This is a genomic window from Sinomonas atrocyanea, from assembly GCF_001577305.1.
GTDB classification, from domain to species: Bacteria; Actinomycetota; Actinomycetes; order Actinomycetales; family Micrococcaceae; genus Sinomonas; species Sinomonas atrocyanea.
This window is the reverse complement of record NZ_CP014518.1, coordinates 1,987,783-2,011,829: the sequence shown is the minus strand read 5'-3', so window position 1 is coordinate 2,011,829 and position 24,047 is coordinate 1,987,783. Positions and strand designations below refer to the sequence as shown.

General features: G+C 72.9%; 17 protein-coding genes. 6 read left to right on the top strand and 11 right to left on the bottom strand.

Annotation, left to right across the window (positions count from 1 at the left end; all coding sequences use genetic code 11):
• Positions 1-62 precede the first annotated feature (62 nt).
• Genes SA2016_RS09210 through SA2016_RS09195 form a run of 4 tightly spaced genes read right to left on the bottom strand, consistent with a single transcriptional unit; the run spans position 63 to position 5,450 of the window.
• On the bottom strand, positions 63-734 hold the full coding sequence (locus tag SA2016_RS09210; RefSeq protein WP_066497502.1) for a thymidine kinase: 672 nt from the start codon (positions 732-734) through the stop codon (positions 63-65).
• Positions 727-1,965, bottom strand: coding sequence for an alkaline phosphatase family protein (locus SA2016_RS09205; RefSeq protein ID WP_066497501.1), 1,239 nt, complete (start codon positions 1,963-1,965; stop codon positions 727-729). Before SA2016_RS09205 ends, SA2016_RS09210 begins: the two co-directional genes overlap by 8 nt.
• The gene (locus tag SA2016_RS09200; protein ID WP_084249429.1) at positions 1,966-2,655 is read right to left on the bottom strand and encodes a DUF5998 family protein; all 690 of its coding nucleotides are present in this window, start codon (positions 2,653-2,655) and stop codon (positions 1,966-1,968) included.
• A gap of 53 nt (positions 2,656-2,708) precedes the next feature.
• The gene (locus SA2016_RS09195; RefSeq protein WP_066497500.1) at positions 2,709-5,450 is read right to left on the bottom strand and encodes a bifunctional acetate--CoA ligase family protein/GNAT family N-acetyltransferase; all 2,742 of its coding nucleotides are present in this window, start codon (positions 5,448-5,450) and stop codon (positions 2,709-2,711) included.
• Between the two features lie 52 nt (positions 5,451-5,502).
• Between SA2016_RS09195 and SA2016_RS09190 the strand changes: the two genes are divergently transcribed.
• The 3 genes from SA2016_RS09190 to SA2016_RS09180 all read left to right on the top strand — a co-directional run bounded on the left by SA2016_RS09190 (position 5,503) and on the right by SA2016_RS09180 (position 9,225).
• Complete coding sequence (locus tag SA2016_RS09190; RefSeq protein WP_066497499.1) at positions 5,503-8,028, top strand: DNA gyrase/topoisomerase IV subunit A; 2,526 nt, start codon at positions 5,503-5,505, stop codon at positions 8,026-8,028.
• 149 nt (positions 8,029-8,177) lie between these two features.
• Positions 8,178-8,696, top strand: a complete 519-nt coding sequence (locus SA2016_RS09185; RefSeq protein WP_066497495.1) for a DinB family protein — start codon at positions 8,178-8,180, stop codon at positions 8,694-8,696.
• Positions 8,697-8,709: 13 nt separating this feature from the next.
• Complete coding sequence (locus SA2016_RS09180) at positions 8,710-9,225, top strand: DinB family protein (RefSeq protein WP_066497494.1); 516 nt, start codon at positions 8,710-8,712, stop codon at positions 9,223-9,225.
• A 1-nt stretch (position 9,226) separates the two neighbouring features.
• Here SA2016_RS09180 and cydD read toward each other — a convergent pair whose 3' ends face one another.
• The 3 genes from cydD to SA2016_RS09165 are packed head-to-tail and all read right to left on the bottom strand — an operon-like array spanning position 9,227 to position 15,355.
• Positions 9,227-12,643, bottom strand: a complete 3,417-nt coding sequence (gene cydD, locus SA2016_RS09175) for a thiol reductant ABC exporter subunit CydD (protein ID WP_066497491.1) — start codon at positions 12,641-12,643, stop codon at positions 9,227-9,229.
• Positions 12,644-12,660: 17 nt separating this feature from the next.
• Positions 12,661-13,713 carry a cytochrome d ubiquinol oxidase subunit II gene (gene cydB, locus SA2016_RS09170; protein ID WP_066497489.1) on the bottom strand — a complete coding sequence of 351 codons (1,053 nt, stop codon included), beginning with the start codon at positions 13,711-13,713 and terminating at the stop codon, positions 12,661-12,663.
• A gap of 10 nt (positions 13,714-13,723) precedes the next feature.
• Entirely contained in the window at positions 13,724-15,355 is a 1,632-nt protein-coding gene (locus tag SA2016_RS09165) for a cytochrome ubiquinol oxidase subunit I (protein WP_066497488.1), read from the bottom strand.
• 218 nt (positions 15,356-15,573) lie between these two features.
• Here SA2016_RS09165 and SA2016_RS09160 point away from each other — a divergent pair, with 218 nt between their 5' ends.
• Both SA2016_RS09160 and SA2016_RS09155 read left to right on the top strand, forming a co-directional pair.
• Entirely contained in the window at positions 15,574-15,936 is a 363-nt protein-coding gene (locus tag SA2016_RS09160; protein ID WP_066497486.1) for a BlaI/MecI/CopY family transcriptional regulator, read from the top strand.
• A 22-nt stretch (positions 15,937-15,958) separates the two neighbouring features.
• Positions 15,959-16,930, top strand: coding sequence for a M56 family metallopeptidase (locus tag SA2016_RS09155; RefSeq protein ID WP_066497485.1), 972 nt, complete (start codon positions 15,959-15,961; stop codon positions 16,928-16,930).
• A 12-nt stretch (positions 16,931-16,942) separates the two neighbouring features.
• On the opposite strand, the gene SA2016_RS09150 is transcribed toward SA2016_RS09155, so the two are convergent.
• Positions 16,943-19,048 carry a DNA gyrase/topoisomerase IV subunit B gene (locus tag SA2016_RS09150; RefSeq protein WP_066497483.1) on the bottom strand — a complete coding sequence of 702 codons (2,106 nt, stop codon included), beginning with the start codon at positions 19,046-19,048 and terminating at the stop codon, positions 16,943-16,945.
• 297 nt (positions 19,049-19,345) lie between these two features.
• Here SA2016_RS09150 and SA2016_RS09145 point away from each other — a divergent pair, with 297 nt between their 5' ends.
• Positions 19,346-19,567 carry a DUF7455 domain-containing protein gene (locus tag SA2016_RS09145; protein ID WP_066497481.1) on the top strand — a complete coding sequence of 74 codons (222 nt, stop codon included), beginning with the start codon at positions 19,346-19,348 and terminating at the stop codon, positions 19,565-19,567.
• A gap of 129 nt (positions 19,568-19,696) precedes the next feature.
• On the opposite strand, the gene SA2016_RS09140 is transcribed toward SA2016_RS09145, so the two are convergent.
• From SA2016_RS09140 to SA2016_RS09130, 3 genes are all read right to left on the bottom strand, one after another.
• Positions 19,697-20,989 (bottom strand): RNA polymerase sigma factor, encoded by a 1,293-nt coding sequence (locus SA2016_RS09140; RefSeq protein WP_066497479.1) that lies wholly within the window; start codon positions 20,987-20,989, stop codon positions 19,697-19,699.
• 299 nt (positions 20,990-21,288) lie between these two features.
• On the bottom strand, positions 21,289-22,638 hold the full coding sequence (locus SA2016_RS09135) for a DUF4192 domain-containing protein (RefSeq protein WP_066497477.1): 1,350 nt from the start codon (positions 22,636-22,638) through the stop codon (positions 21,289-21,291).
• Between the two features lie 92 nt (positions 22,639-22,730).
• Complete coding sequence (locus SA2016_RS09130; protein ID WP_066497475.1) at positions 22,731-24,044, bottom strand: MFS transporter; 1,314 nt, start codon at positions 24,042-24,044, stop codon at positions 22,731-22,733.
• Positions 24,045-24,047 lie beyond the last annotated feature (3 nt).

Sequence of the window (24,047 nt, the reverse complement as noted above, 5' to 3'; positions counted from 1 at the left end):
CGGCCCCGGGCGCCCGCTCTGGGCGCCCGGGGTGCAGTGCCCCGGTCGCGCGGCCGTGGCTCCTAGTCGCCGAACGGGAGCAGCTGCTCCCCCTCCCCCATCACCGGCACGGAGGCGGCGGTCTTCCCGGCCATGTAGTGGCGTCTGCAGAGGGTCTCGTACTCCACCTCGGGCCAGGGGCCCGCGTCCTCGGCGGAGCCACGGCCGGCGACGTCCGCCACCACCACCTGCTCGCCCGTCAGGACCATCGCTCCGCCCACCGTGCGGGCGTTGTGCGTGGCGCGCCGCCCGCACCAGCACAGCGTGGGGACCTGGAGCGTCTCGATCCGGTCGGCGAGTTCCACGAGGCGGCGGGACCCCTCGAACAGGCGCGCCCGGAAGTCGGTGCCGATCCCGAACGCGTACACGTCCACGTCGAGCTCGTCGACCACGCGGGCGAGCTCGTCCACCTGCTCGTGCCGGTAGAACTGCGCCTCGTCGCAGATGAGGTAGTCGACCTCCTCGGCGCGGGTGCGCCGGGCGACGACCTCGTTCCAGAAGCTCGACTCCGGCGTCACCTCGATCGCCGGGGTGTTCAGGCCGAGACGGCTCGTGATGACCGCGCGCCCCGACCTGTCGTGGCTCGTGAAGAGGAGCCCCTTGCGGCCGCCTGCGCGGTGGTTGTAGTCCATCTGCAGCGCGAGCGTGGACTTGCCGCTGTCCATGGTGCCGGTGAAGAAGACGAGCTCAGCCACGCCGCTGCCGCTTCCCGCGAACGCGTCCGCGCGCTGTGAAGGCCACGAGCGGGACCTGGCGCTCGGCCTTGGTCCACGACCCGTGCTGGCCGACCATCTCGAACGCCTGCGGCCGTGCCCGGCGGCCGTCGTAGAGGGCCAGGTCACCGTGGACTGCCACGATGAGGTCGCCGATCCTGGGGTGCACCGCCTCGGAGACCACCGGGCCGAACAGGCCGTGCCCGATCGCCTCGGCGCGGGTGAGGATCCAGGCCTGGTTCCCGAAGCGCTCGCGCCACCGCGCGGCGACGGCCGCCACCGCGGCGGGGTCGGGTGCGTGAGCCCCGTCGGCGCCCTCCACGTGGAGGTGCACCATGCGCGGCTCGCCCGCGGTGTGCCGCACGCCCTCCGTCAGCTGCGGATCGGCGGAGATGTCGATGCGGCGGGCGGGCGCCACGTCGACCATGCCGTGGTCCCCGAGCACGAGGACGAGCGTGCCCGGGGGCAGCTGGCCGTCGAGGCGGCGGAGGCACGCATCGACCTCCTCGAGCGCCTCCTCCCACTCGGCGGAGGCGCAGCCGAACTGGTGGCCGGCCTTGTCGAGCTCATTGAGGTAGAAGTAGGCGAGCATGCGCGGGTGCGCGGCCATGGCCTCGGCGGCCGCGGTGGTGCGGGCGTGCAGGCTCACGGCGCCGATGAAGTCGCCGCCCCGCAGCGCGGCCCGCGTCATCGCGGAGCCCTCGAACTGGGGAAGGCTCACCGTGGCGACGGGGATCGCCGGATGGATGCGCTCGAAGACCGTGGGGCACGGCTGCCACCGCTGGGGGTCGACGTCGGGGTCCCAGCCGTTGAGCTGGTTGACCACCCTGTCCAGATGGGGGGCGTAGACGTCGTAGCCGACCATGCCGTGCTGGCCGGGCGGCACACCGGTGCCCAGGCTCGCGAGCGAGGCGGCGGTCGTGCTGGGGAACGCGGCGTCGAGCGTTCCGGGGACGGCGCCCTGGCCCTCGGCGAGCTTCTCGCGGAGGAAGGGCGTGTGGGCGGTGCGCTTGGACAGCAGCGTCCGGCCGAGGCCGTCGACCATGACGAGGCAGATGCGCACCGACTCGGGGAGCCCGAGCGTGTTCTCGAACCCCTCGGCCCCGAGGGCCGCCGCGCAGGAGGGCAGCACATCGGCCACCGAGCGCGAACCGAAGGCGGGTGGGGGCGGAAGGGGCGGGGCACCGGTGGCGGCGCCGGGAACGGCCGTCATCTAGCGGCTGCCGTGGCCGCGGAACGTCCGCGGCGAGAAGGCTGAGAGCCGAGGACGCTGCACTGCCTGGAACGGCCGCGAACCGGTGTTCACCGCGCGCAGGAGCCGCGCGAACTGCTTGGCGGCGTCGACGGCACGGGGGCCGTCGGCGTCGGCGCTGATCCTGAGCACGATGTCCTCCTGCGCCACCGTCCCCGTATAGCCGTGGTCCGCATCGCACTGCGGGTCGCCGCACCCGGCGGGCATGAGGTCGAGCCTCTGGCCGCCGCTCCACGAGATGGCGAGGGTGACCTCCCGGACTGGGTCGCCAGGGGCGTAGTCCGCCGGCTGGGCGTAGACGTAGGAGAGCACCACCGTGGCGATCTGGTCGACCGGGACGGACTCGGTGGACACCTGCGCCCCCATCTGGCTCCCGCTGTCGTCGAGGGGGGACTCGTCCACGTGGGTGATGACCAGCATGTCCTCGGTCAGGACGAGCACGGTCACGTGCCGGCGGACCTCGGCCCGCTCGAAGTGGGTCTCGAGGTGCGTCAGGTGTGCGATCGCCGTCCGGCCGTCGAGGGCGTCGGCCACCACGTCGCCGACCAGCAGCGGGTAGAAGCCCGTCCGCTCGAGGGCCGCGGTCAGGGGTTCGCCTGGGCCTGGGACCCGGTGCTCGCCTGAAGGTGCCCCGGACGCGTTGTGGCTCATGGGCGCCATTCTCCCAGACCCGCGCCCGGCGCCCCAAAACCGGACGGCGGCGTTCACTGGGCGATGAGGGCCCGGCGGGCGCTGTCCATGCGCTGGGCCGCGTTGCCGATCCAGACCTGCGCGGACAGCACGGTCAGGCCCGTGGAGCTCACGACCACGGGCTTGAGCTCGAGCAGCGACACTTCCGGGTGACGGTCCTTGAGCAGCGAGACGCGCCCGATGAGGTCCTCGAGAGCGGGCACGTCCAGGGCGGGCAGGCCCTCGTGCCCGAACAGCTTCACCGAGGTGCGCGGCGAGCGGACGATGTCGTGCACGTCGCCCGTGGTGAGCGGGGTGATCCGGTGCGCCCAGTCGTCGAGGAGGGAGACGGCGTCGCCCGCGAGGCCGAAGGAAAGGACCGGGCCGAGGAGGGGGTCCTCGATCGCCCTGATGACGCAGGCCTGCCCGAGCGGGGCCATGCGCTGCACCTCGACGTGGCCGCCGCCGTAGGGGGCGAGGGCGCGCCCCATCTGCTCGAATTCGGCGCGCAGGTCGGCCGCGTCCCGGATGTCCAGGCGGACGGCGCCGAGGTCGAGCCGGGAGCGGAGGTTGTCCGCCGCGGACTTGATGGCCACGGGCCAGCCGAGCGCATCCGCTGCCGCGACGGCTTCGTCCGCCGTGGCAGCGGCGCGGGAGGCCAGGACCGGGATGCCGTAGCAGCCGAGCAGCCGCGCGGTGTCCTCCCCCGCGAGCTGCACGAGCTCGGTGCCCTGCACCCCGGCGAGCCGGGCGCCGATCAGCGCCGCCGCTGCGCCGTCGTCCACCTCGGCCTCGAACAGGGCGCCCTGGTCCCGGGCGAGCCACTCGCTGTACCGGGCGACGGCGGCGAGCGCCGCCACCGCGTCGCCCGCGCTCGTGTAGCACGGGACGGCCGCCGGCCATTCCTCCGCCCGCTCTCCGGCCCGCGGGGCGGGAAGCAGGCCTTCCGTGTCCGTCTGCCGGTCCAGCACCCCCGGGAACGCCGCGATGACGGCCTTGCCGAGCGGTTCCGCGGTCTCGGCGAGCGTCCGGGCGAGCGCGGGCACCCGGACTCCCGCGGACGGCAGGAGGGCGACGACGACGGCGTCCACGTCGCCGCGCGCTGCGGCCTCGCGCAGCCGCCGGGCCAGCTCGGGGAGCGCCAGGGACTGCCCCTGCGCGAGGTCGAGGTCACCCTCCGCTGCGGCCACGGTCAGCCCCTCCCCCTCCGCGCTGTCCGCCACGACGCGGGCCAGGGCGAGGGAGTTGCTCAGGACGGCGATCCTCGGGCCGGCGGGGAGCGTCCCGACGGCGATCTGGGCCACGTCGACGAGCTGCTCGACCGTCCCGACGCGGATGACGCCGGACTGGCGCAGCACCGCGTCGAGCGCGCCCTGAGGGGCCTGGGTGGTGCGGACCGAATGGCCCGGCGGGAGCCGCAGCCCGGTGACCTCGCTCTTGGCGACGATGACCGGCTTGCTGCGGGCGAGGCGGCGGGCGATCCGGGAGAACTTGCGCGGGTTGCCGAACGATTCGAAGTACAGGCCCACGGCGCTCGTGGCGACGTCGTCCTCCCAGTACTGCATGAGGTCATTGCCGGAGACGTCGGCGCGGTTGCCCGCCGAGAGGACGGAGGAGAAGCCGAGGTAGCGGCGCTCGGCCGCGGCGTAGAGCGCCACCCCGATCGAGGCGGACTGGCTGAACAGGCCCAGGCTCCCCTGTCGGGGCAGCCCCGGGGCCAGGGAGGCGTTGAGCCGGATGTCCGGGTCCGTGTTGGCGATGCCGAGGGACTCGGGCCCGACCACGCGCATGCCGTGCGCGCGGGCGTGGCGGACGATCTGCCGCTGGAGCGCCAGGCCCTCCTCGCCCCGCTCGGCGAAGCCGCCGGAGGCGATCACCACGCCCTTGACCCCGGCCGCCGCACAGTCGGCCACCACGCCCTGGACCTCGGCGTACGGCACCGCCACGACGGCGAGGTCGACCGGTTCGGGGACCTCCCCGATCCGCCCGTAGGCCATCATGCCCCCGAGCTCGAGCGCCTCGGGGTTCACGGCATAGACCGTGCCCCCGAAGCCGCCTTCGACGATGTGCTCGAGCAGCTGGTAGCCGAGGGTCCCCCACGTGCGGCTGGCCCCGATGACGGCCACCGAGGAGGGGGCGAGGAGCCCCATGATGCTGCGCGCCTCGGCGCGGTGCTCGCGCGACTCCATGACGGCCCGCGACTTCTCGGTCGGGTCGATCTCGAAGGCGACGGAGACGACGCCGTCGTCGAAATGCCGGGCGACGGCGTAGCCGGCCTCGGCGAAGACGGTGAGCATCTTGCGGTTCTCGGGCAGCACCTCGGCGGTGAACCGGCGGATGTGGTTCTCGCGGGCCGCGGCGGCGAGGTGCTCGAGCAGGATCGAGCCGATGCCGCGGCCCTGGTGCCGGTCGGAGATGTTGAAGGCCACTTCGGCCTCCGCGGGGTCGGCGAGGCGGTCGTAGCGGCCCACGCCGATGATCTCGTCCCCCATGGTGATGACCAGCGCGACGCGGTCGTGGTAGTCGACCTCGGTGAAGCGCTTGAGCTCGCCGGGGGTCAGGCGCGCCTTGTAGCTGAAGAACCTGAGGTAGATGGACCCCTCGGACTGGTGCGTGTGGAAGTCCTGGAGGGCCTGCGCGTCCTCCGGGCGGATGGGGCGAAGGTGCGCCGTGCCGCCGTCGCGCAGGACGACGTCGGCCTCCCAGTGGTGCGGGTAGGACGCGCCCGTGGTCGATGTGCGGGTCGAGGATGCGCCGTCCGAAGCCGATTCCGCCATAGGGTTAGCCTAGATCAGCCCCCGCACCACCACACGAAGGACCCACGCTCTCTTGGCACGTCGACAGAACCCGCGCTCCTCCTCGGGGGCGGACACCCTCCCGGGCACCGACGACTTCGCGGAGAACATCACCGACATCGACGTGTCCGAGGAGATGGAGACCTCCTTCCTCGAGTACGCCTACTCGGTCATCTACTCGCGCGCGCTCCCGGACGCCCGCGACGGCCTCAAGCCCGTCCAGCGCCGCATCCTCTACATGATGAGCGACATGGGCCTGCGGCCGGACCGCGCCCACGTCAAGAGCGCCCGCGTGGTGGGCGAGGTCATGGGCAAGCTGCACCCGCACGGCGACGCGGCCATCTACGACGCGATGGTGCGCATGGCCCAGGGGTTCGCGCTGCGCCTTCCGCTCATCGACGGGCACGGCAACTTCGGCTCGCTCGACGACGGCCCGGCCGCCGCCCGCTACACGGAGGCCCGGATGGCCGCCGCCTCCCTGGCGCTCACCGGCGACCTGGACGAGGACGTCGTCGACTTCATCCCCAACTACGACGGCCAGCTCACCCAGCCCGAGGTCCTCCCGGCCGCGTTCCCCAACCTGCTGGTCAACGGCACCACCGGCATCGCGGTGGGCATGGCCACGAACATGGCCCCGCACAACCTCGTGGAGGTCATCGCGGCGGCACAGCTCGTCATCGCCAACCCCGAGGCCACGCTCGAGGAGGTCATGGAGCTCGTGCCGGGCCCGGACCTGCCCTCCGGCGGCCGGATCGTGGGCCTCGACGGGATCCGCGACGCCTACCGCACGGGCCGCGGCTCGTTCAAGACCCGCGCGAAGGTCTCGGTCGAGCAGATCTCGGCGCGGCGCACCGGCATCGTGGTCACCGAGCTGCCCTACATGGTGGGCCCCGAGAAGGTCATCGAGAAGATCAAGGACGCCGTCAACGCGAAGAAGCTCGCGGGGATCTCCGACGTCACCGACCTCACGGACCGCCAGCACGGGCTCCGGCTCGTGATCGAGATCAAGAACGGCTTCAATCCCCAGGCCGTCCTGGCCCAGCTCTACCGCTACACCCCGCTCGAGGACTCCTTCGGCATCAACAACGTCACCCTCGTGGACGGGCAGCCGCAGACCCTCGGCCTGCTAGAGCTCCTGCGCGTGTACGTGGGCCACCGGATCGACGTGGTCCGCCGCCGCACCGCGTTCCGCCTCGGCAAGCGCAAGGACCGGCTGCACCTCGTCGAAGGCCTCCTGGTCGCGATCATGGACATCGACGAGGTCATCCAGATCATCCGGACCTCGGACGAGGCCGCCGCGGCCCGCGAGCGGCTCATGTCGATCTACGACCTCACCGAGATCCAGGCCAACTACATCCTCGAGCTGCGCCTGCGGCAGCTCACCAAGTACTCCAGGATCGAGCTCGAGAAGGAGCAGGACGAGCTGCGCCGCGAGATCGCCGAGCTCGAGGCCATCCTCGGTTCGGACTCGCTCCTGCGCCAGCTCGTCTCGCGTGAGCTCGGCGACGTGGCCGAGAAGTACGGCACGCCGCGCCGCACTGTGCTCCTCGAGCACGACGACGCGCCGGCCCTCGGCAGCAAGGCCTCCGCCGCTGCAGCCGGGGCGGCCGGCGCCGCCAAGGGCAAGGCCGCCCCCCTGCAGCTCGAGATCGCGGACGAGCCGTGCTGGGCCATCCTCTCGGCGACCGGCCTCGTGGCCCGCACGGCGCACGCCGAGCCGCTCACCGAGGCGGGCCCGCGGGCGCGCCACGACGTCTTCCGCTCCGTGGTGCGCACGACGGCGCGCGGCGAGGTCGGCGCCCTGACCTCGGCCGGGCGGATGCTGCGCCTGCAGGTGGTGGACCTGCCCCAGCTCGCGCCCGCATCCGGACGGCCCACCATGGCCGGCGGCGTCGCCGCGAAGGACTTCCTCACGCTGGCCAAGGGCGAGGCGCTCGTGGCCCTCGTGCCGCTGGACACCGTCGTCGCGATGGGCACCGCCCAGGGCGTGGTCAAGCGGGTCTCCCCCGACTACCCGCTCAACCGCGAGGACTGGGACGCCATCGCGCTCAAGCCCGGCGACACGGTCATCGGGGCGGCCCCGGCGGCGGACGGCGATGTGCTCGTCTTCGTGACCGCCCAGGCGCAGCTGCTGCGCTACGAGGCGTCCGCCGTGCGGCCGCAGGGGCGCACCGCGGGAGGCATGGCCGGGATCAAGCTCGGCGCGGGCGACGCCGCGGTGTTCTTCGGCGTGGTCGGCGCCGCGGACGCCGAGGAGAAGGCCGTGGTCGTGACGATCGCCGCCGGCTCCGACGCGCTGCCGGGCACCTCCGCCGGCAGCGCCAAGGTGACCCCGTTCGCCGAGTACCCGGCCAAGGGCCGGGCGACGGCCGGGGTGCGCGCGCACCGCTTCCTCAGGGGCGAGGACCGGCTCATGCTCGCCTGGGTCGGCCGCGGCCCGGCGCGCGCCTCGTCCTCGGCCGGGGTGGCCCGATCGCTGCCCTCGGAGTTCGGCCGCCGGGACGGCTCGGGGGTCACGCTCGCGCAGGCGGTGGACGAGGTCGGCCCCAGCTTCGCCTAGCTGCGCCCCGCCCCTCCTCCCCCACCACCGGTTCCGGGTACGCATCTCGTCGCCGTTCCGCGGTTCCGCGGTTCCGGGTACGCATCTCGTCGCCCTTCCGCGGTTCCGGGTACAGGCGAGGCGTCGTCGCGCGCCGCTAGACTGCGCCCATGGCGATCACCCCTGACCTGAAGGACTGGACCTGGGTCCTCGAACGGCCGTGCCCCGAGTGCGGCTTCGACGCGGACTCCCTCACGCCGCACGAGGTCGCGGCGCGTGTCGACGCGGCGCTGCCGCGCTGGGACGCCGTCCTCCGCCGCGACGGCGTGCGCGAGCGCCCCGACGAGTCGACGTGGTCGCCGCTCGAGTACGCCTGCCACGTGCGGGACGTGTTCGAACTGTTCAGCATCCGGCTCGGCCTCATGCTCGCGGAAGACGACGCACGCTTCGACGACTGGGACCAGGACGCCACCGCCCTCGAGAAGGACTACGCGCAGGCGGACCCCGAGGCGGTGCGGGCCCAGCTCGCGGACCATGGCGCCCGCGCCCGCGACGCCTTCGCGGCAGTCCCCGAGGACGCCTTCAGCCGGCGGGGCCTGCGCAGCAACGGCAGTGCCTTCACGGTGGTGACCCTGGCCCGGTACTTCCTGCACGACGTCGAGCACCACCTCCACGACGTGGCGGGCTGACGGCGTGGAGACGATGGACCCGGCCCTGTTCACCGCCCCGCTGAAGTCACAGTTCGAGGCCTTCCTCGACGAGCACCGCGCCGGCCTGGCGGCGAGCCTCGACGGGCTGACCGAGGCCGAGGCACGCGCGTCCCTCGTCCCCTCGCGCACCACGCTCCTCGGCCTCGTGAAGCACGGGACGTTCATCGAGCGCGTCTGGTTCGACGAGGCTGTGACCGGCCGCACCCGCGCCGAGATCGGCATCCCCGCCACCCCGGACGAATCGTTCGTCCTGGCCCCGTCGGACACCATCGGCACCGTGCGCGCAGACTACCTCGCGGCATGCCAGGAGGCGCGGCGGGCCACGGCACCGCTCGGACTCGACGACGTCGTGTCCGGCAACCGCCGTGGGCCGCTCCCCCTGCGCTGGGTGTACCTCCACATGCTGCGCGAGCTCGCACAGCACTGCGGCCACGCAGACATCCTGCGCGAGCAGGTCCTCGCAGCCCGTGCCGGCGCCCCGGCCGCAGAGGGCCCGGCGGCGCGCTGAGTCAGCCGACCGGCGCAGCCGCCCGCGCGGCGTGGTGCAGAACGCGCTCCCGGGCGCCGAGCCGCACGAGGGTGTCCCCGGGCATCAGCTCGGTGGCGTGGTGGGTGACCATGACGACGGTCCTGTCCGCGAGCGCGCCGTGCAGCGCCGCCACGAGGGCGAGCCCCGATTCCGGGTCCAGGTGCGCGGTCGGCTCGTCGAGGAGCACCACCTCCGCGCCGGCGAGGAGGGTCCGCGCGACCGCGAGTCGCTGCCGCTGCCCCCCGGAGAGGAAGGCGCCGCGACTGCCAATGCGCGCGTCGAGGCCGCCGGGCAGCGAGCGCACGTGCTCGAGGAGCCCCACCCGGGCGAGGACCGCTTCGAGCTCGGCGTCCGACGGCGCGTGGTCCCGGTCGCGGGCGACGGCGAGGTTCCCGCGCACGGTCGAGTCGAACAGGTGGGACTCCTGCGGGCACCACGCGACAGGCCCGGCGACGGCGGCCGAGCCCACCCGCGGGGCGAGGAACCCGGTGAGCAGCGCGAGCAGCGTCGACTTGCCGCTCCCCGAGGGGCCCGCCACCACGATCCAGTCCCCCGGCCGCGCCGCGAGGTCCAGTCCCGCGAGGACGTCGGGGCCTCCGGTCCAGCCGACGGTGACGCCGCGGAGGGTGATGCCCGGGCCCCGTCCTGGGGCGTCCTGGAGGTCGTCCCGCTCCTCGGCGGCGTCCCGCACGGCCTGCTCCTCGGCAGCGACGCGGACGAGCGCCGAACGGAGGGCGGGAAGCTGCTGGACGGCGGTGCTGGCCGCGGCGAGCGGCTCGGCGAGGGCGAGCTGGAGCAGGAGGACGGCCGCGGCCGTCGCCGCCGGGGCGCCCGCCGCCTGCGCGGCGCCCAGGGTCAGGGCGGCGGCGGCCCCTGTCGCCGCCACGACGATCGCGTGCGCGAGCCCCTCCGCCGCGGCACCGCGCCGCTCCAGGCGCGTGAGCGCGGCATCCGCCGAACGGATCGACCGGAGCACTGCCCCCGCGCGGCCGTTCGCCCGCAGGTCCGGGCCGGCGGCCAGCGCCTGTCCCATCCGCGCGAGCAGGGAGGCACGGCCTGCCTGGCTCCGGGCGGCGGCACGCCGGTCGGCCGCCCGCGCGACGGCGGGGGCCGCCACGAGTGCGACGACGACGGCCGCGGCCAGGACGGGCGTCTGGGCGGGCAGGAGGATCTGCACCGCCACGAGGGCGCCGGCCGCGACCAGGACCGCCGTGGTGATCGGCGCCAGCACCCGCGGCAGCTGGTCGCGCACCGCCTCGGCGTCCCCGACGAGCGCCTCGAGGGCAGCTCCGGGCACGAGTAGCCGGCGCGCCGAGAGGCCGCGCACGGACAGGAGGGCCCAGAGCCGCTCGCGCAGCTCGGTGAGGGTCGACAGCACGGCCGAGTGCAGCACGAGGCGCTCGCGGTAGCGCAGCACGGCCCGGGCGATCCCGAAGAACCGCACCCCGGTGATCGCGGTGAGCAGGTAGAGGATGGGGGGCTGCTCGCTCGCCCGCACGATCAGCCACCCGGACAGGGTGGAGAGGGCGACGGCGGCCGCGGCCGCGCCCAGTCCGGCCAGCGCCGCCCGGGCATAGGTGCCGGCATCCGGACCGAGGAGCGAGGCCAGGGTGCGCAGCCACGCCCCACGCCGGACGGCGGCGGGGGCCGGCACGCCGCGGTCGGCGGCGGGGGCGTCCGGCACGTCCGCGCGGAAGCGCGCCGAGGCCGCAGAGGACGACGGGGCGAGCTCGACGGTGCGGTCCGCGAGGGCCGCCGTGCGCGGCTCGTGCGAGACGAGCAGGACCGTGACCCGGCCGGCGAGCGCGGCGATGGCGCGCTCCACGAGGGCCGCGGAGGCGTCGTCGAGGTGCGCCGTCGGCTCATCGAGCAGCAGCAGGCCGGCGCCGTCGGCGACGCGGGCGAGCCCGCGGGCGACGGCGACGCGACGCTGCTGCCCAGGACTCAGCTCGGCCGGGTCGGCGGCTTCCAGCCCCCCGAGCCCGAGCTGGTCGAGGAGCTCCCGGACGAGCGCGCCGGGCTCCCCCGGCACGGCGCCTTCCCCCGCTGCCCCGGCATAGAGCGCGAGCTCCGCGGCCACGGTGCGCTCACTGAACTGGGGATGCTGCGGGACCCAGGCGATCCGGCGCGGGTCGGGCCCGTCGACCGAGCCGCGCACCGATGCGCCGACGCCGTCCCGGACGAGGCCTGCGAGAGCGGCGAGGACCGTCGTCTTGCCCGAGCCGCTGGGCCCGGCAAGCACGGTCACCCGCCCGGCCGGCGCCGTGAAGTCCAGTGGTCCCACGGCAGGCTCGGCGGCCCCGTCGTACCAGACCGTGAGCCCCGCGACGCGGAGCCCCGCCGGTGCCGCCTGCCCGGCCGGGGGCCGCTCGGCGTCCTGCACCCTGCCGTGGCCCGCGGCCAGGAGCACAGTGCCCCGGGGGGCGCCGATGCGGGCGCGCGTGCGGCGCAGGGCCTCGGCGCCGTCCTCGCTCGCATGGTGCGCTGTCCCGAGGTCGCGGAGGGGCTGGAAGCATTCCGGGGCGAGGATGAGGGCGAGCAGGCCGGCCTCGAGGGTCATGTCGCCGTGCACGAGGCGGATGCCGATGAACACGGCGACGACCGCCACCGAGATGGTCGAGATGAGCTCGAGGGCGAGGGCCGAGAGGAAGGCGACCCGGAGCGTGGCCATCGTCCGGCCCTTGTAGGCCCGGGAGAGCTCGCCGAGGGCCCTGCGCTGCTCGGCCGCGCGCCCGAGCCCGACGAGCACGGGGAGGCCCTGGGCGAGCTCGACGAGGTGGGAGCCGAGCCGCAGGAGCGACTGCTGCGCCTCGGCGACTGCCTCGAGCGTGTGGCGCCCGATCAGGATCATGAACACGGGCACCAGCGGGAGCGTGAGCACGAGGATGAGGGCACTGACCCAGTCGGCGCCGAGGATGCGGGCGCCGACGAGGAGGGGAAGGACAGCGGTCTGGACCAGGGCGGGCAGGTACTGCGTGTACAGCGCGTCGAGGCCGTCGAGCCCCCGGCCGGCGAGCACGGCGGTGGCGGCGGGCGAGGACGCGACCCGGGCTGCGCCGTCGTCCACGGGTCCCGCCGCGGAGGCGGGGGCCGCGCCGCCCTCCAGGGCGGCCTCGAGCAGCTGGGAGCGCAGTTCCTCCTTGACCCCGACGGCGGCCCAGCGCCCCACCGTCGACGTGCCCCACTCCGCAGCAGCGCGCAGGAGCACGCCTGCCGCCGCGACGAGGGTGGCCGCCGAGAGCACGCCGGGCCGCACCGCGCCGGCGGCGAGGGCCGCGAGGCCGGAGGCGACCCCCTGGGCGACGAGGGCCAGGCCCACGGCCTTCGCCGCCGCGAGCACGCCGAGGAGGACGAGGGCGCGTCGGCTGGTGGGCCCCAGGGGGATGTCCGGCTTCATGCTGGTGCTCCTTCCTGCTAGGCCTGCTTGCCGGTGACCAGGCGCACCAAGGTCGCCGGCACCACGGAGTGTGCGGTGGGGATGCTGTCCACGCTGAGGCGGCGGCGGAAGACCCAGTAGGTCCAGGTCTGGTAGGCGAGGACGAGCGGGAGCCCGATCAGGGCGACGACGGTCATGAGCCCGAGGGTGTAGTCGGACGACGACGCGCTGGTCACCGTGAGGCTGTTGGCCGGATCGAGCGTCGAGGGCAGCACCACGGGATAGACGGCGGAGAAGATGGCGGCGGCGCCCGCGGCCAGGGTCAGGGCGAGGCCGATGAAGGCCCGGCCCTCGGAGCCGCGGCGGGCGAGCATCCACGCCGTGAGGGCGGCGACTGCCGCGACGACGGCGAGGAGCCAGCTCCACCACGCCCCGGTGCAGAGCTGGACCGCGATCACCCACGCGACGAGCGGCAGGATCGCGAGCGGGAGCCAGCGGACGAAGGCGCGGTGCGCGCGGGCGCGGATGCCGCCGTCGGTCTTGAGGGCGATGAAGGCCAGGCCGTGCACGAGGGAGAACGCCACCACGGCCACGCCGCCGAGGACGGCGTACCAGGTCAGCCAGGCGAACGGCCCCCCGACCCGGTCGCCGTTGGCGTCCAGCGGCAGGCCGGTCGTGGTCAGGGCGAGCATCGCCCCGACGCAGAAGGCCGCGACGGCGGAGCCGAGGGACAGCGCCCAGTCCCAGGCGGCGCGCCAGCGGTCCGAGTGGACCTTCCCGCGGTACTCGATGGAGACGGCGCGGAAGATGAGCGCGACGAGGGCGAGGGTGAGCGGGAGGTAGAGGGCGGAGAAGAGGGAGGCGTACCAGCGGGGGAAGGCGGCGAAGGTCGCGCCGCCGGCGGTGAGCAGCCACACCTCGTTGCCGTCCCAGACCGGGCCGATCGTGTTCAGCAGCACGCGCCGCTCGCCCTCGCCTCGGGCGAAGAGCTTCATGTGCATGCCGACACCGAGGTCGAAGCCCTCGAGGAAGAGGTAGCCGACCCAGAGGACGGCGACCGCGCAGAACCAGACGGTGGGGAGGGTATCCATGCTGATGCTCCTAGTAGGCGAAGGCCAGGACGTCGTCCGCGGGCTTGGCGGCGCCGCCCGACGGCCCGCTGTCGTCGTCCGCCGGCGGCTCGGCGGGTGCCGCGTGGGCGAGCTCGGGCATGGCGGCGGCGACCCCGCCGCGGGTGTAGGTCCACAGGAGCCGGACCTCGACGACCATGAGCGCGGCGTAGAGCAGGGTCAGGACGATGAGGGAGGTCAGGATCTCGCCGGCGCTCACCCCGGGCGAGACGGCAGCGGCGGTGAACATGAAGACCTGGTCGACGCTGCCTGCCATCGAGGGGTTCGGGGCGACGACGAACGGTTGGCGGCCCATCTCCGTGAAGATCCAGCCCGCCGCATTGGCCCCGAACGGGGCGAGGATGCCGACGACGGCGAGGCGCATGAGCCAGCGCGCCTGCGGCACGGTGCCCTTGCGGGTGGCGATGAGCGCCGCGAGGGCGGCGAGGGCCGCGAGGGCGCCGAAGCCGATCATGGCGCGGAAGCCCCAGTAGGTCACCTCCATGACGGGGACGTACTGGATGGCCTCGCCGGCGCGGTCGCCGTAGAGGGGGTTGTCCGGCAGGTTGGTCCCGTAGGCCTTCTCGTACTCCGGGATGAGGGTGTTGACGCCCTTGACCTCGGTGGTGAAGTCGCCCTTGGCCAGGAAGGAGAGGAGGCCGGGCACCTCGATGACGGCGGCCACGTCGCTGCAGTCTCGCGAGCCGAGGTTGCCCACGGACAGGACGGAGAAGCCGGTGCCATCGTGGCAGGCAGCCTCGGCCGCCGCCATCTTCATCGGCTGCTGCTCGAACATGAGCTTGCCCTGGAGGTCGCCGGTGACCGCGGTGCCCGCGAAGGAGATCATGGCGACCACAGCGCCGATCCGCAGGGACTTGAGCCACACGGCGTGGTCGGTGCGGTCGCGGCCAGGGACGCCGGGCGCCTCGCCGACCACCACGCGCTCGCGGCGCCTGCGCCCCGTGCCCGGCACGGCCTCGACGGTGTCGATGCCGTCGTGGCGCCGCTGCCAGAGGTGGTACCAGGAGATGCCGAGGAGGAACGCCCCGGCAACGCCGAGGGCGCCCATGAGGGTGTGCGGCACCGCGACGAGGGCCGTGTTGTTGGTGAAGACGGCCCACGCGTCCGTCATGACGGGGTGCCCGTTGACCATCTTCACGCCGACGGGGTGCTGCATCCAGCTGTTGGCGACGATGATGAAGTAGGCCGAGACGGCGGAGCCGATGACCGCGCACCAGAGGGCCGCGAGGTGCAGGCCGCGTCGCAGCTGCTTCCAGCCGAAGATCCACAGCCCGAGGAAGGTCGACTCGACGAAGAATGCCAGCAGCGCCTCCATGGCCAGCGGCGCGCCGAACACGTCGCCGACGAACCGGCTGTACTCGCTCCACGCCATGCCGAACTGGAACTCCTGGACGATGCCCGTGGCCACGCCCATGATGAAGTTGATCAGGAAGAGCTTGCCCCAGAACTTGGTCATCCGCAGGAACTCGTCCTTGCCGGTGCGGTACCAGACGGTCTGCAGGACGGCGACGACCAGGCCGAGCCCGATCGTCAGCGGCACCATCATGAAGTGGTAGACCGTGGTGATTCCGAACTGCCAGCGCGCTATCTCCAAGGCGTCCACGCATGCTCCCGGTTGCTCGTCCCGATTTCTACGTTTTGTAGAAACTCGACTTCTACCGAGTGTAGAACAGACGTCCCGGGCCTGGCGACCGCGGGCCGCCATGCCGCTGTGAGCGAACGCGGGTGCGCAGCATCTCACCAGATGGGTTCTACCGTGCGTAGAATGGTTGCAGCACGCCAGGGGTTGGCGTGCCTGATGCATGTGAGGACTTGAAGACGATGGCTAGCCTGGGTGAGCTCGAGCGCTCGGTGATGGACCTTCTGTGGTCGGCCCCTGAGGCGTCCACCGCCAATGACCTGCGGGACCGCCTGGCCCTGAGCGAGGGGCAGGGCAAGGACCTTGCCGTCACCACCGTCCTGACGGTGCTGTCCCGGCTGGAGAAGAAGGGGCTGGTCGAGCGCGAGCGCGGCACGCGCCCGCACCGCTACCGTGCGGTCTCGACCCGCGAGGACCACACCGCCCGGCTGATGCACGAGGCCCTCGGGACCGCGACGGACCGCGAAGCCGTGCTCGCGCGGTTCATCGGCTCGGTGACGGAAGCCGAGGCCGCCACGCTGCGCAAGCTCCTGGCCAGCGGCTGATCCACGCCGCCGGGGCGCGCGCGTGCTCGTGACCGCTTACCTCCTGGCGCTGCTGGCACTGCTGCTCGCGTGGCCGGTGCCGGTGGCGCTCTCGCGTGCCCAGTGGCCCGCGCGCTCCCCCTTCGCCGCGATGGTGCTGTGGCAGTCGATCGCCCTCGCCGGCGGCCTGTCGATGATCGGCGCCATGCTCGTCTACGGCCTCTCCCCGCTCGGCGACAGCCTCGTGGCCGCGGTGCGCCGGGCCGTGAAGGTCGTGCTGGGCAATGAGGCGCCCAATGAGCTGCACTTCTGGCACCTGTTCGCCCTCAGCGCCGCCGCGCTGTTGAGCGTGCACCTCGTCTTCACCCTGCTCCTCACCTACGCCCGCATCGCGAGCCAGCGGCGCCGGCACCGCGAGCTCCTGGCACTCCTGAGCTCCCCGTCCGGCGCCCTCGAGCGCACCTGGGTCATCAGCCACCCGGCCCCGGTCGCCTACTGCCTCCCCGGCGGGTCGCGCTCCGTCACCGTGCTCTCGGACGGGCTCATGGAGACGCTCGCGCCCGAGGAGCTCGACGCCGTCGTGAGCCACGAGAGGGCGCACCTCACGCAGCGCCACCACCTCCTTCTGTGGGCGTTCGAGGCGTGGCGCTCAGCGCTCCCCTGGCTGCCGACCACCAGACTCGCCCGGCAGGCGGTCAACTCGCTCGTGGAGATGCTCGCGGACGACGTCGCGCGGCGCACCGCCCGCGACGACGTGCTGGTCCGGGCGATCGCCCTCGTGGCCGTCGGCGGCGAGCCCGCAGGCGCAGCGGCCGCCGCTGGCCCCGGCTCGGTGCCGGCGCCGTCGGCGGCGGGCGCGTTCGACGCGGACGGGGTGGACATCGCCGGGCGGCTCAGCCGCCTCCTCACCCCGCGGCCGCCGCTGGGCCGGGGCGCCACTGCTCTGGTGCTCGCAGCGAGCCTGCTGCTGATCGCGGTCCCGACGGTCCTGCTGATCGTGCCCGGCCTGTTCTAGGCGTAGGCCTGCTCAGGCGTCGATCTGCTCGCGGTCGAGCTGGGCGCTCCCGGCGACGATGAAGTCCTTGCGGGGGGCGACGTCGGAGCCCATGAGCAGTTCGAAGATCTCCTCGGCCCGCTGGGCGCTCTCGATCGTGACCCGGCGCAGGCTGCGGTGGCGGGGATCCATGGTGGTCTCTGCGAGCTGGTCTGCGTCCATCTCCCCGAGCCCCTTGTAGCGCTGCGGCGGTTCCTTGTACTTGCGGCCCTCCGCGTTCAGCCGGGCCAGGACGCGGTGCAGCTCGGCGTCGGAGTAGGTGTAGACCATTTCGTTGGCCTTCGACCCCGGGTTCACCACCTCGACGCGGTGCAGCGGGGGCACCGCGGCGAAGACGCGGCCCGCCTCGACCATGGGCCGCATATACCGGAAGAACAGGGTCAGCAGCAGCGTGCGGATGTGGGCGCCGTCGACGTCGGCATCCGTCATGAGGATCACCCTGCCGTAGCGGGCGGCGGCGATGTCGAAGCTCCGGCCCGAGCCCGCGCCCATGACCTGGATGAGGGCGGCACACTCGGCGTTCGAGAGCATGTCCCCCACCGAGGCCTTCTGGACGTTGAGGATCTTGCCACGGATCGGCAGCAGCGCCTGGAACTCCGAGGAGCGTGCATGCCTGGCCGTGCCGAGCGCGGAGTCGCCCTCGACGATGAAGAGCTCTGACCGGGCGGTGTCATCCGTCCGGCAGTCGATCAGCTTCGCCGGCAGGGTCGAGGACTCGAGCGCCGTCTTGCGCCGCTGGGTCTCCTTGTGGACGCGCGCGGTGATGCGCGACTTCATCTCGTTGACGACCTTCTCCAGGAGCACCGAGCTCTGGTTCTTGTCGCCCCGCGCCGTGGAGGAGAGCTTGGCGCCGAGCTCCTTCTCGACGACCTTGGCCACGATCTGGCGCACCGCGGGGGTGCCGAGGATCTCCTTGGTCTGGCCTTCGAACTGGGGCTCGGCGAGACGGACCGTGAGGACGGCCGTCATTCCTGCGAGGACGTCGTCCTTCTCGAGCTTGTCGTTGCCGGCCTTGAGCTTGCGCGCGTTCGCCTCGACGGCTTTGCGGAGCACCTTCAGGAGCGCCGCCTCGAATCCGGCCTGGTGCGTTCCGCCCTTGGGGGTGGCGATGATGTTGACGAAGGTGCGCAGCGTCGTCTCGTAGCCGACTCCCCAGCGCAGGGCCACATCGACCTCGCACGAGCGCTCGACCTCGGCGATCCGGGAGTGGCCGTGCTCGTCGAGGACGGGAACGGTCTCGGAGAAGCTGCCCGCACCGTGGAGGCGCCAGACGTCCGTGACCGGGGCGTCGATCGCGAGGTAGTCGACGAACTCGGAGATTCCCCCGTCGTGGTGGAAGACCTCCTCGTGCGGGCCGTCGGCCCCGGGAGTCCCCGCAAGCCGGCGCTCGTCGCGGACAGTGATCCGCAGCCCCGGGACGAGGAAGGATGTCTGCCGCGCGCGGTTGGCCAGCTCGTCATAGGAGAACCGGGCATCAGGCGTGAAGATCTGGGCGTCGGCCCAGTAGCGGATCCGGGTGCCGGTGACGCCGCGCTTGGCCTTGCCCACGACGTCGAGCACCGAGTCGTCGACGAACGGCTCGAAGGGTGCGGACGGGCCCGGCTTCCCGCTGTCGCGGAAGCGCCCGGGCTCGCCGCGCCGGAAGGACATCTGGTACGTCTTGCTGCCGCGGTCCACCTGGACGTCGAGGCGGGACGAGAGGGCGTTCACCACCGAGGCGCCCACGCCGTGCAGGCCGCCCGAGGCAGTGTAGGAGCCGCCGCCGAACTTGCCGCCGGCGTGCAGCTTGGTGAACACGACCTCGACCCCGGAGAGTCCCGTCTTGGGCTCCACGTCCACGGGGATGCCGCGGCCGTCGTCGTGCACCTCGACCGAGCCGTCCGCGTGCAGGATGACCGCGATCTCGTGTCCGAATCCGGCGAGTGCCTCGTCGACCGAGTTGTCGATGATCTCCCAGAGGCAGTGCATGAGGCCGCGGGAGTCGGTGGAGCCGATGTACATGCCCGGGCGCTTGCGCACGGCCTCGAGTCCCTCGAGGACGGACAGGTGCCGGGCGGTGTATTCAGAACTCGGTGTCACGCGCGCGGGACTCCTTCGGTGGTGCTGGAAGGCGGTAGGGCCGCAGGGGATGGTGCCGGACGGCGCCGGGGTGCCGCGCCGGAGGGCACGGCACAGGACAACCTTAGCGGCCGCGCCGCCATGGGGCCGCCGGGACGCTCCGCGCGTGGTCTAACGGGTATCCGGAGCCGCCCCTGCGTTGCCGAACCGCAATACGCCCCGAGCGAAAGTTGCGCATTCTTGGCATCATCCGGCGCAGGCGGGGTGTTAGATGTAGTGACCGCGTAAGACCACCCGGTGAATGCTAAGGAGGCTGAGATGACTGCAGCACTTGCGGATCCCACCATGACTGCCATCGACCGCTGCGACCGCTGCGGCGCCCAGGCCTATGTGCGAGTGGTCCTCGAGACCTCAGGCGGCGAACTGCTCTTCTGCGCCCACCACGCGCGCGCCGTGGAGCCGACGCTTCGCCCGCTGGCCTCGGTGTGGCACGACGAGACGAACCGCCTGACGGACAAGGCGGCGCTGGCCGAAGACTGAGCCGTCCCCCGCGACGGGACGGCGAAGGCCGGTAGACCGTGAGAGGGCCCGGACACCGATCGGTGTCCGGGCCCTCTCACGTCGTAGGCCGGTGGGCGGCCCCGGTTCCCCGGGACCGCCCACGTCGCGTCAGTCGAGGTAGTCGCGCAGTACCTGCGAGCGGGACGGGTGGCGCAGCTTCGACATGGTCTTCGACTCGATCTGCCGGATGCGCTCGCGCGTCACGCCATAGACCTTGCCGATCTCGTCGAGGGTCTTGGGCTGGCCATCGGTCAGGCCGAAGCGCATCGCGACGACGCCGGCCTCCCGCTCGGAGAGCGTGTCGAGGACGGAGTGCAGCTGCTCCTGCAGGAGCGTGAAGCTCACGGCGTCCGCGGGGACCACCGCCTCCGAGTCCTCGATGAGGTCGCCGAACTCCGAGTCGCCATCCTCGCCCAGAGGCGTGTGCAGCGAGATGGGCTCGCGGCCGTACTTCTGGACCTCGACGACCTTCTCGGGGGTCATGTCGAGCTCCTTCGCGAGCTCTTCCGGAGTGGGCTCCCGTCCGAGGTCCTGGAGCATCTGGCGCTGGACACGGGCGAGCTTGTTGATGACCTCGACCATGTGCACCGGGATACGGATCGTGCGGGCCTGGTCGGCCATGGCGCGGGTGATGGCCTGGCGGATCCACCACGTCGCATAGGTCGAGAACTTGAAGCCCTTGGTGTAGTCGAACTTCTCGACGGCGCGGATGAGGCCGAGGTTGCCTTCCTGGATCAGGTCGAGGAAGAGCATGCCGCGGCCGGTGTAGCGCTTGGCGAGGGAGACGACGAGGCGGAGGTTGGCCTCGAGCAGGTGGTTCTTGGCGCGCTCGCCGTCGTGCACGATGCGCTCGAGGTCGTGGCGGTACTGGGCGTCGTAGTCCGAGCCCTCCTCCGCCAGCTTGTGCTTGGCGAAGAGGCCCGCCTCGATGCGCAGGGCCAGGTCGACCTCCTGCTCGGCGTTGAGGAGCGCGACCTTGCCGATCTGCTTGAGGTAGTCCTTCACGGGGTCGGCAGTGGCGCCGGCACTCGTGACCTGCTGGACCGGAGCGTCGTCCTCGTCGGCGTCCGAGATGACGATGGCGGTGCCCGTCGTCTTCTCCTCGGCCTCGGCGGCCTCGCTCTCGGCGACGATCTCGCCTTCGTCGGGCGCGGCCGAATCGAGGTCTTCCTCGACAGCCTCGTCCTCGGCGACGGCTTCGGTGGCCTGCGCGTCGGCGGCCTTCGCGCTGGCCTTGCCCTTGGCTGCAGGCGCAGCCGCCGTCTTCCGGGCGGGTGCCTTCGCCTTGGACGCGGCGGCCTTGGCCGAAGACCGCTTGGCCGGGCGCGCGGGCGCGCTCTTGGCCGAGCCGTTCTCCGCGATGGCCGTCTCGACGGTCTCATTCTCCGTGGGGGGCGTCACGATTACCTTCCTGCCGCAGTGCCAGTGATTGCCTGGAGGGCAACACCACTATGACCCTGTCAAGTCCGAAGAACAGCCGAGGCTGCCGCTCCGATCCGAAGGGTCTTATGATTACAACCCTTCCGCCACTGGATTCGTTCCCACATCGGCGAGATGAAAACAATACTACGGAGCTCGGACCCAACCGGGTCTGCCGTCCATTCTCTCACGAAGAGGATGCATCGCCGACACGGCCGAAGGTCACAGGCGTCCGGGCCGCACGGCACCCGCCGCAGGCACGCCGGCTGCGGCGGAGCGGTCTAGGCAGCCTCGCGGTGCCAGGCGGTATCACGGCTGCGCGCCCAGCCGGCGAGTTCGCCCTGCTCGACCAGGCCGCGCAGCAGGAGTGCCAGGCGGTAGCCAGGATCGGTGGACAGCGCCCGCTCGAGGAACGCGAGGCACCGACCGCCGCGGCCCCTCGCCCACTGCACCCAGGCGAGGACGGCGAGTGCGGGGGCACGCAGCTCGGGCTCCTCCATCTGGGCCACTCCGAGTGCGACGCGCTCCAGCCGGGCGATCCGGTCCCAGGCGGGCGCCGCTGACGTGCAGCCCATGAGGATCAGCCCGAACTCGCGGGACGAGCCCGGCAGCGCACTGGCGCCCCGGACCGCCTCTGCGTCGGGCCCGGCGGAGGGCACGGACCCGCGCTCCCCCGCACGAGGGCCCTCGGACCAGGAGTCCAGCGCCGCCGCGGCCTCGGCGGCCGGGACGCCGCCGGGCAGCGCTGGCGGTACCGCCTGTATCTGCTCCGCCCTGAGCCCCTGGGTGGCGGCGGTTCCCCGCCAGGCAGTGCCAGCGTCCGCCGCGGAGGCGACAAGGACGGCATCCCTGAGGGCGGGCCGCATGAGCGTGGCCGCGAGGAGCCGGACCCGCGCCGGGTCCGGGACGCGGGGTTCGGACAGGACCTCGTCCCAGGCCGCGAGTGCCGCCGTGAACACGAGAGGATCCCACCACCGGCCGGGGTCCTCGACGTAGGCCTCCAGCGCAGCGGCCACCGCTGCCGGGGGCGGCTCGGGGCGCGCGGCCTCGGGAAGCCCGGCCCCGTAGGAGCTGCCGCGGTAGACCATCTCCGCCCCGATCCTGCCGGTCCTGAGGGCCTCGACGCTTTCCCCGGGCCACGGGCAGCAGGCGGTGTCGGCGCAGGTCACTGTGCGCCAGCGCTCGGGCCCCACGACCCAGGCCTCGAGCACCGGGACGCCGGCCTCGGCCAGTCGCGCAGCCACAGCATCCATGACCTCGCGGTGCGGGGGCGACTGGGGAACGGTCCACGCCGACCGCGTGTAGAGGGCAAGGACGGCGCCGACCAGGGCATCGTGCGTGAGGTAGTCCGCCACCGTGTCCGAGAAGCGGCGCAGCGCGGCAGGGCGGACTGGCGCGCCCTTCGGCCGCGCCGGGAGGTCGATGCGCAGGGTGGGCCCGAGGCGGCCGTCTCCGAGGCCCACCGCGACGAGGCTCTCCTCGGGCCACTCGCCCAGCGCATGCGGGACGTACGAGAGGATGTCCTCGGCGGAACGGATGGTGATGGGATCCGCCGGCGCGCCGGTGGCATCCCGGATGCCTTCGGTGTCGCGGCGCGCGGGCTGCCCAACGGGGTGCTGGATGTCGTCCATGCAGCCAGTCTCTTCAGACGCCGCCCGGTGGGGGCACCCCCGATGTGCGCTATGTGGACGAAATGCCCGGCTGCGCCGCTGGGGAGGAGGAGTCAGCGGCGTCTGCGCGCCCTGTAGTCCGCCCAGAGCTCCCTCAGGAGCGGGACGCGCACGTTCTGGGCGGCGAGCGCCCGACGCACCTTGCGGCGGACCCGGACCAGGGCAAAGGCGCCTGCTCCGAGCACGAGGAGCTGGACCGCCAGGGCGACGCGGAACGCGTCGAGGCTGTACACCCCCTGCGGCGACAGGCCCAGAGCGTGCTGGAGGTCGAGCAGGTAGCCCACGAGGAACATCGTCAGCAGCGCCGCGACGAAGCCGCCGATGTTCACGATCCCGGTCGCCGTGCCGAGCCGGTGCGACGGATTGAACGTCCTGGCGAAGTCGAATCCGATCATCGAGGCGGGGCCGCCGAGGGCCAGGACTGCGACGAGGACGGCCATGAGCCACAGCGGCGCGCGGCCCGGAACCACGAGCACCGCCGTCCACGCCAGCGCCGTCAGCGTGGAGATGCCGAGCACGAGCGTGGACCTCCGCAGCGGGTGCCGCGCGACGAACCGGCCCATGGGCGGCCCGGCGAGGATCGCCACGGCCACGAAGAAGGACATGAGCCCGGCGGCGACGGTGGAGTCGAATCCCTGGCCGGCGACCATGAACGGGAAGCCCCACATGAGGGCGAAGACGTTCCCGCTGAACTGGACGGTGAAGTGGCTCCACATCCCGAGGCGGGTCCCCGGCTGGCGCCACGCGGCGGCGAGCAGGGCGCGCGTGCCCTCCGGGCTCTCGCTCTGCGCCGCCGGCGCGCCGGCAGGCGCGTTGCGCAGGAGCGCGAGTACCAGCACGATCACCACGAGGGACAGCGCGGCCAGGGTCATGAAGGCCTGGGACCAGCCGGCGGCGTGCAGGAGCGCGAGGAACGGGATGACGCTCACGAGCTGGCCGAGCTGGCCGATCACGCCCGTGAGCTGGCTCATGAGCGGGGCGCGGCGCCCATCGAACCACAGCGGCACGAGTCTTAGCACGGAGACGAAGGTCATGGCGTCGCCCATGCCCACGAGCATGCGGCCGATGATCCCTGTGACCGTCGTCTCGGCGACGGCGATCTGCAGCTGGCCCAGCGCCATGAAGACCGCCCCGGCCGAGACCATGATGCGGCTGCCGAAGCGGTCCACGAGCAGCCCGACGGGGATCTGGAGCGAGGCGTAGACCACGAGCTGGAGCACCGTGAAGGCCGAGAGCACCGCGCCGCCCACGTGGAAGCGTTCTGCGGCCTCGAGGCCGACGACGCCGAACGAGGTGCGCTGGAGCACCGCCACCAGGTAGCCGAAGACTCCGATTCCCCAGACCACGTAGGCGCGCCAGCTGTTCACCCC